Source organism: Streptomyces sp. CRCS-T-1 (assembly GCF_024442335.1).
GTDB classification, from domain to species: domain Bacteria; phylum Actinomycetota; class Actinomycetes; order Streptomycetales; family Streptomycetaceae; genus Streptomyces; species Streptomyces koelreuteriae.
Genome location: NZ_CP101651.1, coordinates 5,355,552 through 5,371,445, shown reverse-complemented (window position 1 = coordinate 5,371,445; position 15,894 = coordinate 5,355,552). Strand labels below are relative to the sequence as shown.

General features: G+C 71.5%; 14 protein-coding genes. 8 read left to right on the top strand and 6 right to left on the bottom strand.

Features of this window, described 5'->3' with window-relative positions; all coding sequences use genetic code 11:
- Positions 1–3: 3 nt before the first annotated feature.
- The 3 genes from NNW99_RS24345 to NNW99_RS24335 form a co-directional block, all read right to left on the bottom strand.
- Positions 4–807, bottom strand: a complete 804-nt coding sequence (locus NNW99_RS24345) for a sugar phosphate isomerase/epimerase (RefSeq protein ID WP_215121246.1) — start codon at positions 805–807, stop codon at positions 4–6.
- 44 nt (positions 808–851) lie between these two features.
- Positions 852–1,784, bottom strand: coding sequence for a bifunctional helix-turn-helix transcriptional regulator/GNAT family N-acetyltransferase (locus tag NNW99_RS24340; protein WP_215121245.1), 933 nt, complete (start codon positions 1,782–1,784; stop codon positions 852–854).
- Positions 1,785–1,874: 90 nt separating this feature from the next.
- Complete coding sequence (locus NNW99_RS24335; protein WP_215121244.1) at positions 1,875–2,477, bottom strand: dihydrofolate reductase family protein; 603 nt, start codon at positions 2,475–2,477, stop codon at positions 1,875–1,877.
- A 158-nt stretch (positions 2,478–2,635) separates the two neighbouring features.
- On the opposite strand from NNW99_RS24335, the gene NNW99_RS24330 reads away from it, so the two are divergent.
- On the top strand, positions 2,636–3,418 hold the full coding sequence (locus tag NNW99_RS24330; RefSeq protein WP_215121243.1) for a class I SAM-dependent methyltransferase: 783 nt from the start codon (positions 2,636–2,638) through the stop codon (positions 3,416–3,418).
- 124 nt (positions 3,419–3,542) lie between these two features.
- On the opposite strand, the gene NNW99_RS24325 is transcribed toward NNW99_RS24330, so the two are convergent.
- On the bottom strand, positions 3,543–4,592 hold the full coding sequence (locus tag NNW99_RS24325; RefSeq protein WP_215121242.1) for a LacI family DNA-binding transcriptional regulator: 1,050 nt from the start codon (positions 4,590–4,592) through the stop codon (positions 3,543–3,545).
- A 290-nt stretch (positions 4,593–4,882) separates the two neighbouring features.
- On the opposite strand from NNW99_RS24325, the gene NNW99_RS24320 reads away from it, so the two are divergent.
- The 4 genes from NNW99_RS24320 (at position 4,883) to NNW99_RS24305 (ending at position 9,377) form a co-directional block, all read left to right on the top strand.
- Positions 4,883–6,034, top strand: coding sequence for a Gfo/Idh/MocA family protein (locus NNW99_RS24320; protein ID WP_215121241.1), 1,152 nt, complete (start codon positions 4,883–4,885; stop codon positions 6,032–6,034).
- The gene (locus tag NNW99_RS24315) at positions 6,031–7,185 is read left to right on the top strand and encodes a dihydrodipicolinate synthase family protein (RefSeq protein WP_215121240.1); all 1,155 of its coding nucleotides are present in this window, start codon (positions 6,031–6,033) and stop codon (positions 7,183–7,185) included. The genes NNW99_RS24320 and NNW99_RS24315 overlap by 4 nt, the downstream gene beginning before the upstream one ends.
- Positions 7,182–8,012, top strand: a complete 831-nt coding sequence (locus NNW99_RS24310; protein ID WP_215121239.1) for a sugar phosphate isomerase/epimerase — start codon at positions 7,182–7,184, stop codon at positions 8,010–8,012. The genes NNW99_RS24315 and NNW99_RS24310 overlap by 4 nt, the downstream gene beginning before the upstream one ends.
- 183 nt (positions 8,013–8,195) lie before the next feature.
- Positions 8,196–9,377 carry a hypothetical protein gene (locus NNW99_RS24305; RefSeq protein ID WP_215121238.1) on the top strand — a complete coding sequence of 394 codons (1,182 nt, stop codon included), beginning with the start codon at positions 8,196–8,198 and terminating at the stop codon, positions 9,375–9,377.
- On the opposite strand, the gene NNW99_RS24300 is transcribed toward NNW99_RS24305, so the two are convergent.
- A complete protein-coding gene (locus NNW99_RS24300; protein WP_215121237.1) occupies positions 9,296–10,231 on the bottom strand; it encodes an EamA family transporter in 936 nt (311 codons plus the stop codon). The two genes, NNW99_RS24305 and NNW99_RS24300, sit on opposite strands and share 82 nt — an antisense overlap.
- Positions 10,232–10,325: 94 nt before the next feature.
- On the opposite strand from NNW99_RS24300, the gene NNW99_RS24295 reads away from it, so the two are divergent.
- The 3 genes from NNW99_RS24295 (at position 10,326) to NNW99_RS24285 (ending at position 14,381) form a co-directional block, all read left to right on the top strand.
- A complete protein-coding gene (locus tag NNW99_RS24295) occupies positions 10,326–11,243 on the top strand; it encodes a LysR family transcriptional regulator (RefSeq protein WP_215121236.1) in 918 nt (305 codons plus the stop codon).
- A gap of 333 nt (positions 11,244–11,576) precedes the next feature.
- On the top strand, positions 11,577–13,412 hold the full coding sequence (locus tag NNW99_RS24290; protein WP_215121235.1) for a glycoside hydrolase family 3 protein: 1,836 nt from the start codon (positions 11,577–11,579) through the stop codon (positions 13,410–13,412).
- Positions 13,413–13,727: 315 nt separating this feature from the next.
- Complete coding sequence (locus NNW99_RS24285) at positions 13,728–14,381, top strand: hypothetical protein (RefSeq protein WP_215121234.1); 654 nt, start codon at positions 13,728–13,730, stop codon at positions 14,379–14,381.
- 25 nt (positions 14,382–14,406) lie between these two features.
- Here NNW99_RS24285 and NNW99_RS24280 read toward each other — a convergent pair whose 3' ends face one another.
- Positions 14,407–15,849: a S28 family serine protease gene (locus tag NNW99_RS24280; protein WP_215121233.1), complete on the bottom strand. Its 1,443-nt coding sequence runs from the start codon at positions 15,847–15,849 to the stop codon at positions 14,407–14,409.
- Positions 15,850–15,894 lie beyond the last annotated feature (45 nt).

Here is a 15,894-nt window from a genome sequence, read left to right as displayed (position 1 = left end):
CCGTCACGCCGAGTCGTTCAGCAGCCTGCCCAGGTGTTCGCGGCCCGCTTGGAGCAGGTCGGGCAGGGGGGCCGCCGACTCGTACCAGCGCTTCTCGTACTCCCAGCACAGCCAGCCGTCCCAGTTGTGGCGGGAGAGGACTTCGACGCACTCGGCGAGGGGGAGGACGCCCGCGCCGAGGGGCAGGGGGGTGGTGTCCTCGGCGGAGGCGATGTCCTTGACCTGGACGTAGCCGAGGTGGGGGGAGAGCGCCGCGTAGGTCTCGGAGGGCTGTTCGCCGCCGAGCCAGGTGTGCATGACGTCCCAGAGCGCGCCGACCTGGAGGTGGCCGACGAGGCCGAGGACGCGCATCGCGTCGGCGGCGGTGCGGTGGGAGTCGTGGGTTTCGAGAAGGATGCGTACGCCCAGGTCGTTGGCGTACTCGGCGGCCGTGCCGAGCCGCCGGGCGGCCGTCGCGTCGGCCTCCTCGGGGGTCTGGACGTCCAGGTCGCCGCCGGGGAAGACACGGATGTACGGGGCGCCGAGGTCACGGGCCAGGTCGAGGAGGGCACGGATCTCGGCCAGGACGGGTTCGTCGTCGCCCGGCGCGGCGACGCGCGCGTATCCCGCGAGGCCGAGGATCTCTACGCCCGACCCCTTGAACTCGGCCGCGACCTCGGCCCGTTCGGCGGGGCCGAGGCCGGGGTGGACCGGTTCCTCCGCGTGGGTGCGCAGCTCCACGCCGTGGTAGCCGTGCGCGGTCGCGAGCCGCAGGACGTCGGGCAAGGGCATGCCGGGGACACCGAGGGTGGAGAACGCCAGCTTCATGTGGACGGACCCTACCCGGCACCCACGCCCGCGACTCCCCTTCATCAGTCAGGTGTTGCGTGAAGATCCAACCGCCAGTCCTGGCCGGTCAGGTCCCGGCCGAAGGAGCGGTGCGGTTTCTCCGCGACCAGGGCGAAGCCGTGGCGCTGGTAGATGCGGCGGGCCGCGCCGAGGATGTCGTTGGTCCACAGGACGACCTCGCGGTAGCCGACCTCGCGGGCGAAGTCGACGAGGGCTCCCACCAGCCGGTCGCCGATGCCCAGGCCGCGCGCGTCCGGCTCGACGAGCAGCAGCCGGAGCCGGGCGGTCCCAGGGGCGTCGTCCCGTACGCACATCACGCACCCCACGGGCCGCCCGTCCAGCTCGGCGATCCAGGTGCGCTCCAGATGCGGGTCGTGGTCCTCGCCGTAGTCCGCGACGATCCGGGCGACCAGGCCCTCGTAGTCGGCGTTGAAGCCGTACTCGGCGGCGTACAGCGCGGCGTTGCGCTGCACGATCCAGCCGAGGTCGCCGGGGGCGGGCTCGCGCAGGACGACGTCCTCGGGGCGGGGTGCCCGGCCGTCGCCGAGAAGCTCCCGGACCGTCCGCAGAGCGTCCCCCAACCGGGGCCGGTCCTCGGCGCGCACGGTGTCCAGCAGCGACCCGACCGTTTCTCTCGCCCGCTCGTCGAGCAGCGCGGCGGCCTCGCGGCCTGGTGCGGTGAGGGTGATGCGGCGGCGGCGCGGATCCTTCTCGGACGGGCCGCGCTCGATCAGCCCGTCCTCCTCGAACTTGTTCAGGATGCGGCTCAGGTATCCGGCGTCCAGGTGCAGCTGGCCCCGTAGGTCGGCGGCGTCGGTGCGCGGCGCGTGGGCCAGCTCGTAGAGCACGCGGGACTCGGTGAGGGTGTAGGGGGCGTAGAGGTGCCGACCGTAGTCGAGCGCGCCGATGACGTTCGTGTAGAAGCGGTTGAAGGAGCGGATGTCCTGGACGGTCATGGGCCACGCCCCGGTGTCGATCGTCGGTCGATAGTTGACTCAGTCAGAGATCTGCTGGAGCCGAGCCTAGACCGTCCAGGACATCGGAGGCTAGCCCTCCGTCGGGGCCGCAGGCCGGTACACGCACACCTGGGCGCCGGTCTTGGCGGTGGTCGTGGAGACCAGTTCCATCGGGCGCTTCGCGCCGTCCCCGGGGAAGATCGTCTTGCCGCCGCCGAGGAGCACCGGCATGACGATGAGCTGGAGCTCGTCGACGAGGCCCTCGGACAGCAGCGTCCGTACGAGGGTCGGGCTGCCCATCATCGCGAGGTCGCCGCCCTCGGTCTCGCGCAGCTCGCGGATCCGGGCCACGGCCTGGTCGCCGGGGATGAGGGAGCTGTTGTTCCAGGTGAGATCGGCTTCGGCGAGCGTGCTGGAGACGACGTACTTCTTCAGGGAGTTCATCCGGTCGGCGAAGGGGTCCCCGGCCCGCTCGGGCCAGGCCCCCGCCATCGTCTGCCATGTCCGCCGCCCGAACAGCAGCGCCTCGGCACCGCCGAGACCGGCGTCGAAGGCGCCGCCCAGCACCTCCTCGTCGAAGTACGGGTGCGACCAGCCGCCGTGCGCGAAACCCCCGTCGGTGTCCTCCTGCGGCCCGCCGGGCGCCTGTACGACGCCGTCCAGGCTGATGAACTCGGTGATCACGATGCGCATGGGACTCACTCCGCTTTCTCGCTCGGGCGATGACGGCACTGCAGACCGGCCTACGACGCGAAACTCATCGCCGCCGGGGCAGTCGTGTGCGGCCGTGTGCGTCACGCTCGCGGCGAACGCGTCTCCTGGGCGGGTGCGGGGGCGTTAGCGTCCGGGCCATGGTGACCTCGAGGACGACGGCGGTGTACGACGAACACGCCGATTGGTACAACGCGTTGATGTCTCCGGCGGGCAGCGACTACATCCGCCGCGTCCACGCCACCCTCGCCGACCTGCTGGGCCGCGGCGACGGCAGCACCTGCCTCGACGTGTGCTGCGGCACCGGCGCCCACGCGCCGACCGTGGCCGACCTGGGCTGGAGCCCCGTCGGTGTCGACCTCTCCCGCAACCAGCTCCGCCATGCCGCCGAGCGCCTGCCCGTGGCCGTCGCCGACGCGACCGCACTGCCCCTGGCCGACGGCTCGGTGCCCGCCGCGGTGTGCGTCCTCGCCAGCACGGATGTGCCCGACTACGCCGCCGTGCTCCGCGAGATCGGCCGCGTGCTGGCCCCCGGCGGCCGTTTCGTCCACCTCGGAGTGCACCCCTGCTTCGTCGGCGCCTTCGCCGACCGCCAGGACGTGTCCAGGACGGTGATCGACACCGGGTACGCCGACCGGTCCCACACCTTCGCCTCCTGGAACACCACCGGCGTCCGCGCCCGCCTCGGCGCCTGGCACGTCCCACTCGCCGAACTGCTCAACGGGGCGGTGACAGCGGGCCTGCGCATCGAACGGACGGTGGAGGCGGGGCCGCGGGACGGGGTGCCGGATCTGTTCGGATTCACGGCGACTGTCAGCCCGTCCGGCGTGCACGCGAACAACGCCGACCAGCCACACTCCAGCCCGTCCGGCGTGCACGCGAACAACGCCGATCAGCGACACTCCAGCCCGTCCGGCGCTTGAGGACGAGGCCATTCAGGCCGAAGCGGGGGCCTGGGGGCGGCAGCCCCCAGCAGGGCCGGGCGGCGACGCCCAGCACCGGGAAACTCGCGGCACCCCCAGCAGACCCGGGCAGCAACCCCCAGGACTAAGAAACCCGCGGCACCCCGGAGGACCCCCGCACCATCAACTCCCCCCGCACCGAGGCGATCCCCCCGGGCGGCGCCTCCTCGCGGCCCATCGCGATCCGCCCGGCCCGTGCCCCGGCCTCCGCCAGCGGCAACCGGACCGTCGTGAGCGAAGGCACCGCGTCGATGCTGAAGGGCAGGTCGTCGAAGCCGGCCACCGACACGTCCTCGGGGATCCGCCGCCCGGAGTCGCGCAGCGCCGCGCACGCCCCCAGCGCGACGGAGTCGTTCGCTGCGACGACCGCCGTCAGGGACGGGTCACGCCGGAGCAGCTCCAGCGTCGCCTCGTAGCCGGACCTGCGGTCGTAGCGGCCGTGCACGGTCCACCGGGAGTCCTCCTCGATGCCGTGCGCGGCGAGCGCGGCCCGGTGGCCCTCCAGTCGGTGGCGGGTCGTGGTCCGCTCCTCGGGGCCCGCGATGTAGCCGAGCCGCCGGTGGCCGAGGCCGATCAGGTGCTCGGTGAGTTCCTGGCCGCCCCCGCGGTTGTCGAAGGTCAGCGCGATCGCCCCGGTCTCCGGCGCCGGCGGCCGCCCGCACAGCACCACCCGCGTCCCGGCGTCGGCGAGCTTGCGCAGCTTCGCGTCCATGGCCGCCTTGTGCTCCGCGTCCTCGATCGCCCCGCCGGTCAGCACCACGGCCGCCGCACGCTGGCGCTGCAGCAGCGTGAGATACGTCAGCTCCCGCTCCGGGGAGCCGCCCGTGTTGCAGACCACCGCGAGTCTTTCCCCGCCCGCACGGCCGCCCGGGCCGCCGATCTCGGCCTGGATCGCGCTCGCCATGATCCCGAAGAAGGGGTCGGCGATGTCGTTCACCAGGATCCCGACCAGGTCGGAGGTGGCGGCGGCCAGGGCGCTCGCGGGTCCGTTGAGCACATAGTCCAGCTCGTCCACGGCCTTCAGCACCCGCTCACGGGTGGAGGCGGCAACGGGGTAGTTCCCGTTCAGCACGCGCGACACCGTCGCGGGCGAGACCTGCGCGCGGGCCGCCACGTCCGCCAGGGTCACCGTCATCTCGTCGTCCTCCGGTCGTGCATCTCGTCGTCGCCCTTGTACACACCCGGACCCGTCACAACGGTTCCGAGCAGGCCGACGGCCCCGGCCTCACCGAATCCATGGCCAAGGTTCCGACCAGACCTTAAGCCCCCGACCCCCGGTTGTTCGCCCCCTCGAACAACTCGTCCTGGTCACGGTCTTGTCCAGACCACGGTTCAGAGGCTAGCTTCTCCGTATGTAGAAAGCGCTTGCTGCAACGCTCACCAGTGGGCGTACGCGGCGCGACGACCGCGTACGAAGGGAAAGACGTGACACGCAAGACGGTGCGTATCGCCATGAACGGCGTGACCGGGCGCATGGGCTACCGCCAGCACCTGGTCCGTTCCATCCTCGCCCTGCGCGAGCAGGGCGGCCTCGACCTCGGCGACGGCACCGTGCTGTGGCCCGAGCCGATCCTGGTCGGCCGCCGCGAGCACGCGCTTCGGGCGCTGGCCGAGCGGCACGGGCTGGAGCACGTCTCGACCGACCTGGACGCGGTCCTCGCCGACGAGACCGTGGACATCTACTTCGACTCCCAGGTGACCTCGGCCCGCGAGGAGGCCCTGAAGAAGGCCATCGCGGCCGGCAAGCACATCTACACCGAGAAGCCGACCGCCACCGGCCTCGCCGGGGCCCTGGACCTGGCCCGGCTGGCGGACGAGGCCGGCATCAAGCACGGCGTCGTCCAGGACAAGCTCTTCCTCCCCGGCCTGCTGAAGCTGAAGCGCCTCATCGACGGCGGCTTCTTCGGGCGGATCCTGTCCGTGCGCGGCGAGTTCGGCTACTGGGTCTTCGAGGGCGACTGGCAGGACGCCCAGCGCCCGTCCTGGAACTACCGTGCCGAGGACGGCGGCGGCATCGTCGTCGACATGTTCCCGCACTGGGAGTACGTGCTGCACGAGCTGTTCGGCCGCGTGAAGTCCGTCCAGGCCCTCACCGCCACCCACATCCCGCAGCGCTGGGACGAGAACGGCAAGCCGTACGACGCCACCGCCGACGACGCCGCCTACGGTGTCTTCGAGCTGGAGGGCGGCGCCATCGCCCAGATCAACTCCTCCTGGGCCGTGCGCGTCAACCGCGACGAGCTGGTGGAGTTCCAGGTCGACGGCACCGAGGGCTCGGCGGTCGCGGGCCTGCGCAACTGCCGCGTGCAGCACCGCTCGGCCACCCCCAAGCCGGTCTGGAACCCGGACATCCCCGCCACGGAGGTCTTCCGCGACCAGTGGCAGGAGGTCCCGGACAACGCCGAGTTCGACAACGGCTTCAAGGCCCAGTGGGAGCTGTTCCTGCGGCACGTCTACGCCGACGCGCCCTACCACTGGGACCTGCTGGCCGGTGCCCGCGGTGTGCAGCTCGCCGAGCTGGGTCTCGCGTCCTCGGCCGAGGGCCGTCGTATCGACGTACCGGAGATCTCGCTGTGACCATCCAGCTCCCGGACGCGAGCGGGGCCCTGAGGGCATACGAGCCCCGCCAGGAACCCCTCGCCCTCACCACCGGCTCCCCGCTCACCTCCCGCACGGTCTTCTCGGCAGCGCACGTCGTCGCCGACCCGTTCGCGGACGTCTCCCCCGACTCGCCCGCCGCCGTCGACTGGGACGCCACCCTCGCCTTCCGCCGCCATCTGTGGTCGCACGGGCTGGGGGTCGCCGAGGCCATGGACACCGCGCAGCGCGGCATGGGCCTGGACTGGGCGGGAGCGGCGGAACTGATCCGCCGGTCGGCCGCCGAGGCCAAGGCTGTGGGCGGCCTCATCGCCTGCGGCGTGGGCACCGACCAGCTCACCGGCCCGGCGTCCCTCGCCGAGGTCCGCGCGGCCTACGAGGAGCAGCTCGCGCTGGTGGAGGCCTCCGGCGCCCAGGCCATTCTGATGGCGTCCCGGGCGCTCGCTGCGGCCGCCTCGGGCCCCGAGGACTACCTGGAGGTCTACGGCCATCTGCTCCGCCAGTCCGCCGAACCGGTCGTACTGCACTGGCTCGGCCCGATGTTCGACCCGGCGCTGGAGGGCTACTGGGGCTCGTCCGACCTGGACGCGGCCACGGACACCTTCCTGGAGGTCATCGCCGCGCACCCCGACAAGGTCGACGGCATCAAGGTCTCCCTGCTGGACGCCCAGCGCGAGGTGGACCTGCGCCGCCGGCTGCCCGACGGGGTGCGCTGCTACACCGGCGACGACTTCAACTACCCCGAGCTGATCGCGGGCGACGAACAGGGCTTCAGCCACGCCCTGCTCGGCATCTTCGACCCGCTGGGGCCGCTGGCGGCGGAGGCGGTCCGGGTGCTCGACACGGGGGACGTCGCGGGATTCCGCGCGCTCCTCGACCCCACGGTCGCCCTGTCCCGCCACCTCTTCCAGACCCCGACCCGCTTCTACAAGACGGGCGTGGTGTTCCTGGCCTGGCTCGCGGGCCACCAGTCGCACTTCACGATGGTCGGCGGCCTGCAGTCGGCCCGCTCGCTCCCGCACTTCGCGAAGGCGTACGAACTCGCCGACGGCCTCGGTCTGTTCCCCGACCCGAAGCTGGCGCAGGAGCGGATGAAGAACCTGCTGTCCCTGTACGGGGTGAACCAGTGACGGACCTCGCGCGTTTCTCCATCAACCAGATGACGGTCAAGCAGCTGTCGATGCCGGAACTGGTCGACTCCTGCCGCGAGTCGGGCATCTCCCACGTCGGCCTGTGGCGCGAGCCGGTCCAGTCGTACGGTCTGGAGGCCACGGCCAAGCTGGTCCGGGACGCGGGCCTGACGGTGACGACATTGTGCCGGGGTGGCTTCTTCACCGCGATCGACCCCCGGGAGCGGGCCGAGGCCCTGGCCGACAACCGCCGCGCGATCGACGAGGCGGCGACGCTCGGCACGGACACCCTGGTCCTGGTCTCGGGCGGCCTCCCGGCCGGCTCGAAGGACCTGCACGGGGCGCGGGAACGGATCGCGGACGCGCTGGCCGAACTGGGGCCGTACGCCGAGGAACACGGCGTCCGCCTCGCCATCGAGCCGCTCCACCCGATGTACGCCTCCGACCGCTGCGTGGTGTCGACCCTGGCCCAGGCCCTGGACCTGGCCGAACGGTTCCCCGCCCAGCAGGTCGGGGTCACCGTCGACACGTACCACATCTGGTGGGACGACACCGCCCCCGCCCAGATCGCCCGCGCGGGCGCCTCCGGCCGCATCCACACCTTCCAGCTCGCCGACTGGACGACCCCCCTCCCGGAGGGCGTGCTGACCGGCCGCGGCCAGATCGGCGACGGCGCGATCGACATGCGCGAGTGGCAGCGCCACGTGGAGGATGCCGGGTACACCGGCCCCATCGAAGTGGAGCTGTTCAACGACGCCTTGTGGGCACGCGACGGCCACGAGGTCCTGACCGAGACGGCGGCGAGGTTCGTCGAACACACCTTGTGACCCAGCCCTGAACCGCGCTCACACCGCCCCGCCCGGATGTTCCGGGTGGGGCGGTGGCGTTCCGGATTTCCTTCACGGCGGCTCCGGATGCAGGTGCTCCCTGAGCATGAAAGGCTGTTCACAGGGACTCGGCCGGTCGAACCCGCTCTCTCTTCCCCTCGCTTCATGATTCGGAGAGCTGTCATGGCCGATTTCCTTGTGAACACCACGAAGGCCGGCGACCAGGTCCAGCCCGCTGTCGATGCCATGCTCGGCACCATGTACCTGGAGCTGTGGACGGACGAAAGCGACTTCGTCGTCAAGGGTCAGTTCCTGGGGGTGCAGGGCAACAAGCTCGACGCCGAATTCGAGGTCAGCACGCAGCCACCGGAGGGCCCCGGAGTACACCCACGGTGGCCGTCGGTGTTGTCCGCGGGTTTCAGCGGACAGTTCGCCGTATGGCTGGAGGCCCCGTTCGACACCCCGGGCCCCAGCCCGTCCGTGAAACTCCAGCGGTTCTTCGAGGGTGAGAAGGCCGGACCGGAGGTGCTGGTCACGGCGGAGGCGGATCCGAAGGTCCCGCCGTCCCTCACGTTCATGATCGACGGTGGCGTCCTGGTCACCTGGGCCAGCCCGCGGCTCGACCAGCGCATCCGCGCGCGGCGGTTCACCTCGGAGGGGGCCCCTGCCACACCGGAGTTCACGGTGAGCACCACCGAGGGCGAACACATGAAGCCCGCCGCCTCGGTTCTCCAGGGCGGGAACTGGGTCGTCGCGTGGTCGACGGATCCCTTCGCCATCGGCGGTCGCAGGCTCAACCTGCGGTTCTTCGATTTCGAGGGGAATCCACTGACCGGGGAGATCCAGCCGAACGTAGGCCACTTCACCGGGGTCAACGGAATCACGCTGCTCGACAGCGGACATTTCGTCGTCACGCGCATCGAAAGCACCGTGGACAGCCCCCTGGGCAAACCGCAGACGACGATCTCGGCGAGCATCTTCGACGGCGACGGCACGGAGATAGTCGACTTCACGGCGGGCACCCCGCAGGGCTTCACCCGGACGTCCCCCGCTCTGTCCCATCTGCCGGAAGGGCGCTTCCTGATGACGTGGATCGAGGAGAGCGCGGACACCTTCGACACCGTGCCGACGGTGATGGCCAAGATCTGCTCCGAGACGCACGGCTCGCTCAGCGACAAGGTCCAGGTCAGCTCGGCGGATTCGGGCAAGCGGTTCCACACGTGCGCCGCCACGGCCTTCGGCAACGGCCCGGAGAGCGCGCTCATCACCTGGGACGACGACAGTCACCTCGACGGCGACACCGGTTTCGGCGTCCGGGCACGCGCCTTCCATGTGGCCGACCCGGGAATCCTGGTCCCTGCCTGACGGACCGGACCCCAGGACGTCAGCGCCACCCCGCCCACCAGCAGCGCGGCGGCGCACCACCGCAGTGGGCTCACCGGCTCCCCCAGGAACAGGGCCGCCGACGACATCCCGAAGACCGGGACCAGGAGGGAGAAGGGGGCCACCGTGGAGGCAGGGTGGTGGCGTAGGAGGTGGCCCCACGCGCCGAAGCCGAAGACCGTTGTGATCCAGGCGACGTAGACGACCGTGCCCGCGCCCTGCCAGTCCATCGCGCGCAGGGCCGTGAGGTCGCGGGAGGGGCCCTCGACGAGGAGGGAGAGGGCCAGCAGGGGCAGGACGGGGACGGTGCTCACCCAGACCATGAAGTTGAGGGAGTCGGGGGGTGCCGCCTTGCGGGTGAGGACGTTCGAGGCGCCCCAGCAGGCCGCCGCCGCGACGACCAGGGCGAAGGCGCCGAGGGGGCCCGAGGTGCCCTCGTCCACGGCCGCCACGGCGATCCCCGCCAGGGCGATCAGCATGCCCAGCAGCCGGGTGCGGGAGGGCCGTTCGCCGAGGGTGAGGGCGGCGATGGCCGCCGTGAAGACGGCCTGGACTTGCAGGACCAGGGAGGACAGGCCCGCCGGCATCCCCGCGTCCATGCCGACGAACAGCAGGCCGAACTTCGCCACGCCCAGGACCAGGCCGACCGCCACGATCCACTTCCACGCCACCTTCGGACGGCCCACGAAGAACACCGCGGGCAGGGCCGCCGCGAGGAAGCGCAGGGCCGAGAAGAGCAGGGGCGGGAAGTGGTCGAGTCCGATCTCGATGACCGTGAAGTTGACGCCCCAGACGGCGGCGACCAGCACGGCGAGAGCGAGGTGTGAGGGGCGCATGCCGTGAGCATCACGCCCGGCGACCGTGAAGCACCAGCGATGATTGCTGCAGAGTTGGATGAAGCATCGCTGAACCATGGAAGCGGGGAGTCCCATGCTCGACCTCCAGCGGCTGCGCGCCCTGCACGCCGTCTCCGTGCACGGCACCGTCGGCGCCGCCGCCCTCGCGCTCGGGTACACGCCCTCCGCGGTGTCCCAGCAGATCGCCAAGCTGGAGCGGGAGACACGGACCGTGCTGCTGGAGCGGGAGGGGCGGGGCGTCCGGCTCACCGACGAGGCCCGTCAACTGGCCGCGACCGCGAAGGAGTTGATGGCCATCGTGGAGCGGGCCGAGACCGATCTGGAGGAGCGGCGCGGGCTGCCGGCCGGGCGGCTGACCGTCGCCGCGTTCGCCTCGGCGGCACGCGGACTGCTGCCGGGCGTGCTCGCCGAACTGGGCCGCAGGCACCCGGCCCTGGACGCCCGGCTCACCGAGGTCGACCCGCATCTGTCGGTCGACCTCGTGGCGAAGGGAGCCGTCGACCTCGTCGTCGCGCACGACTGGGACATCGCGCCGCTGCCCGCCCCGCCGGGCGTGGAACAGGCGCACATCGGGGACGACCTGTGCGATCTGCTCGTACCCGAAGGGCATCCCTTCGCCGGGCGTACGGCCGTACGGCGGGAGGAGCTGGGCGGCGAGCGGTGGATCTGCCAGCCGCCGGGGCGGGTCTGCCACGACTGGCTGCTGCGGACGCTGCGCACGGCCGGGCACGAGCCGGACATCGTCCACCAGGCCGAGGAGAACCCGACGCTCATCGCCCTCGTCGCGGCCGGGCTCGGTGTCGCGCTGATCCCCCGGCTGGGGCGCGGGGCGCTGCCCGCCGGGGTGGTGGAGGTGCCGCTCGACCCCATGCCGGTGCGGCGGCTGTACGCGCTGTGGCGGACGGGGGCGGCACGGCGTCCGGCCATCGCGGAAACCGTGCGGGTACTGGGCGAGCAATGGCCGAAAGCGTCGGCTCACACGCCCCGTTGAAGCACCGCTTCCCCCTGAGCCCCGACTTCCGGGAATCCGGCCCGCGCCGGGAACCCGGCCCGGATCCGGTCCGTCCAACGCTCAGGCCCCCGGAGAGTCACCACGGTGCGGTGTCGGCCCTCGCTCCTGGCTGCGATCGCTGACCACCCTCTCCGCCGTACCGCGGCCGGCGGGCCCCACCGCCATCGGCGCGTCCCCCTCCAACCGCGCCGGTGGCGGCCCCTGTGCGGTTACTGTGCTTTCCCTTGACTGGCAGAAACTTCCCGGTTATTGGTGACTTCTTGGAAGTTTCCTTCAGCGGATCCGAGCGGATCACCTCCGGAAGGAGCGTACGTGCACGACACCGGCACGGGAAGCACGGGAAGCACCGCACAGCCCTCCAGACGCACCGTTCTCGCCGCCACGGCCGGGGTCACCGCGAGTCTCGCGGCCGCCGGACCCTCGTACGCCGCCGATTCCATGGACGACAAGCGACTGCGCGCTCTCGTCTCGCGGATGACGCTGGAGGAGAAGGTCGGCCAGCTCTTCGTGATGCGGGTCTACGGCCACTCCGCCACCGCCCCCGACCAGGCCGACATCGACGCCAACCTCAAGGAGATCGGCGTCCGTACGGCCGCCGAGCTGGTCGCGAAATACCGGGTCGGCGGCATCATCTACTTCGCCTGGGCGCACAACACCCGCGAGCCGCACCAGATCGCCGACCTCTCCAACGGCATCCAGCGGGCCTCCCTGGGACTGCCCCGCGGGCTGCCCGTGCTCATCTCCACCGACCAGGAGCACGGGATCGTGGCCCGGGTGGGGAAGCCCGCGACGCTCTTCCCGGGGGCCATGGCCGTCGGCGCGGGCCGGTCCCGGTCCGATGCCCGGACGCTCGGCCGGATCGCGGGCGCCGAGCTGCGCGCGATGGGCATCCGGCAGGACTACTCCCCCGTGGCCGACGTGAACGTCAACCCGGCCAACCCGGTCATCGGCGTACGCTCCTTCGGCGCCGACCCGCGGGCCGTGGCCGGGCTGGTGGCCGCCGAGGTCGCCGGATATCAGGGCTCCGGGGTCGCCGCCACCGCCAAGCACTTCCCCGGGCACGGGGACACCAACGTCGACAGCCACACCGGCTTCCCCACCATCACGCACAGCCGCGAACTGTGGGAGAAGCTGGACGCACCGCCCTTCCGGGCGGCCATCGCCGCCGGAATCGACTCCATCATGACCGCCCATCTGATGGTCCCGGCCCTCGACGACTCCGGCGACCCGGCGACCCTCTCCCGTCCCATCCTCACCGGCATCCTGCGCGAACGGCTCGGCTACGACGGGGTCGTGGTCACCGACTCCCTCGGCATGGAGGGCGTACGGACCAAGTACGGCGACGCCCGGGTGCCGGTGCTCGCGCTGAAGGCGGGCGTGGACCAGCTCCTCAACCCGCCGAAGCTGGACCTCGCCTGGAACGCCGTCCTGACAGCCGTACGGGAAGGCGAGCTGACGGAGGCCCGGCTCGACGAATCGATCCTGCGCGTGCTGCGGCTGAAGGCGAAGCTCGGACTGTTCCGTTCGCCGTACGTCAGTCAGGGCGGCGTCGACCGGACCGTCGGCATCCGTACGCATCTGAAGGCGGCCGACCGGATCGCCGAGCGGACGACCACCCTGCTCGTCAACGAGGACCGGCTGCTGCCGCTGTCCCGGCGCCGCCACCCCAAGGTGCTCGTGGTCGGAGCCGATCCGGCCTCGCCGTCGGGCACGACCGGCCCGCCCACGGGCGTCCTCGCGGGCGCGCTGTCGGAACTCGGCTTCACCGCCACCGCCCTGTCGACCGGTACCGCCCCCTCAGTGGCGACCATCGCCAAGGCGGTCGCTGCCGCCCGGGACGCGGACGCGGTCGTGGCCGCCACGTACAACGTCACGGACGGCAGCAGCCAGAAAACCCTGGTCGAGCAGCTCGTGGCCACCGGGAGGCCGGTCGTGGCGGTCGCGATCCGCAACCCGTACGACATCGCCCAACTGCCGTCCGTCCCGGCCTGCCTCGCCGCCTACTCCTGGACGGACGTCGAACTGAGGGCCGCCGCACGGGTGATCGCGGGCCGGGTCAAGCCACGCGGAAAACTGCCGGTCGCCGTCCAGCGGGCGGATGATCCGGAGCAGGTGCTGTACCCGGTCGGACACGGTCTGTCGTACTAGAGGTACGCCACGGCCCGGGCGCACCACCCCCAATGTGCGCAAACCACCCCATGTGCCTGGCGTGCCCCCTTGATCGCGGGTCACGCTGGGTAGGGCCTGTCGTTCGGATCAGGCCGCAGGGAACTGGCGGTTTCTCGTCAGCGCCGGTGAGCGGGGTCTGGTGCGTGCAGCTGCAAGGCGGAGGAGGGAGTCGACGCGGAGCGTCGGCGACCGACGACAACGCGGCAGATGTGCGTGCCAGACCCCGCGTCTGCGGCCTGATCGGAACGGCAGGCCCTAGGGCCCCCAGGGCCCTCAGCACACAGGGGGACGGCAATGCGCAAGACGGGTTCGGCGGGGGTGGTGGGCGGGCTGCTTCTGCTGGTCGCGCTGCTGGTCGGGTGTCAGAGTCCGTCGGCGGGGGTGGCGGAGGACGGCCGGCTGGGCGAGCCGGCGACGGGGACGAGTACCGCCGTCTCACCGTCACCGACCCGGCCGTCCGGATACGGGGCGGTGTTCCTCGCCGTCGACGAGTGCAGTTCGTTCGGTACGACGAGCTTCACCGAGGTGCCGTGCACCGGCGAGCGGGCGGCGGCGCGGGTCGTGGCGCGGCACGACGGCGCCGTGCGTGAGGGACCGCGCTGCCCGCGGACAGCCGACTTCGTGCTGCACATCAGCGAGCAGCGGCCCGCCTCCGACGAGGACGGCGACGGGGCGGTGCCGCGGGGCTACGCCTGTATGCGCAACCTCCAGCCGCCGCACCCCGGCGACCCGGGCGGCGGGGGCGGGCCCCGCACGATCGTCGGCGACTGCGTCTACAGCTCCGGCGACGGGCAGGTCCGCGAGACCGCGTGCGACGGGACGGGCGAGCGCAAGCCGGAGTACAAGGTGACCCGGGCGGTCACCGGGCGGGCCGACTGCCCCGCCTCGACCGCCCTGTACGTCCGGCTCGGCGGCGTCCGGCCGGTGGGATGCGCCCGGCCGCTGTGAGCGGCGGCCGGGCACCCCTGCCGGGTCACGGACGCAGCGTCATCTCCCGCTGCGTCTCCCGCTTGTCCAGCTTGGCGTCGAACTTCGCCAGCGGCTTCGCCGCCTGCGGGTCGGCCTGCACCGCGCCGGAGGCGACACCGGCCCAGTCGAGGATGCGGGCGGTCGCGAGGGCCTTCTGCTCGGGCACGAGGCCCGCGACGTTGGCCCCGTGGTTCATGCCCGGAGCGGTCATGACGTAGGAGTCCTTGGCTCCCTTGCCGACGTGGAACGGCTCGGCGCCCCACGGGTCGTTCTCGCCGTAGACGAAGAGCATCTGCCGGGCGTTGTGCCGGACCCAGGTGTCGACGTCCCGCATCGCCCCCGGCTGGAACTTCATGGGGATGTCACGCGGGACGAAGTTGCGGGGCGGCTGGTAGCCGTAGCGGATGTACTTCTTCTCGATGTGCGGGAAGTGGATCGTCGGCGCGCCGAGCTGCGTGCCGGCCTGGTAGTAGTACGGCGTGTAGGTCGTCAGGCCCTGGTCGGCGTAGGCGGAGAAGCCGGCGATCGTGTCGACGGAGTCCCAGATCTCGTCGTCGGTGGCGTTCTCGGCGTCGGCCGGGATCTGGCCGCAGTCCTTCAGCAGGCTGTACTGCCAGAAGCCCCACACGTAGTCGAGGACGGTCGCCTCGTAGGCCTTGTCCAGGCTGCCGATGGTCTCGAAGGTGAGGCCGTTGTCCTCGGCGTAGGCCGCGTACTTCTTCTCCAGCGGCTCGCGGCGCACCAGCGCCTCGCGCTGCACGCCGTTCAGCCGGTCGCGGCACTCCTCGGTGCCGACGCGGGCGAAGAAGCGGTCGTAGGCCGCGTCGCGGTCGTTCACGACGTCGTTGGGGGCGACGTAGGCGACGACGCCGTCCATGTCACGCGGGTAGAAGCGCTCGTAGTAGGTGGCGGTCATGCCGCCCTTCGAGCCGCCCGTGGAGAGCCACTTCTTGCCGTAGACGCTCTTCAGGGCCTTGAAGACGCGGTGCTGGTCGCTGGCGGCCTGCCAGATGTCCAGCTTGGACCAGTTCGCCGGGTCGGGGCGGGACGGGGTGAAGAAGCGGTACTCCAGGGAGACCTGGTTGCCGTCCACGATCTGGGTGGGCTCGCTGCGGCGGGGCGTGGTGGAGACGTTGTAGCCGCTGGTGAAGAACACCGTCGGGCGGGCGACGTCCTTGTGCAGCACGGTGATGCGCTGCTGGAACGTGCCCTTGGACGGCTTCCGGTGGTCGACCGGCTGGGTGTAGTTCAGGACGAAGAAGCGGTAGCCGGTGTACGGCTTCTCCTCGACCAGGCTCATGCCCGGGACGGAGAGCAGCCTCTCCTTGATGTCAGCGGTGCTGCCGGTGCCGGTGGCCTCCGGCTCGGCGGCGGTGGCCGATGACGCCGTGCTCACTGTGCCTATGAGCACCGTGAGCGCCAGCAGCCATCTGAGCGCCTTGCGCATGCGCACTCCCCTGTGAGACAGATGTGCGCCGGAAGCTAGCGGACC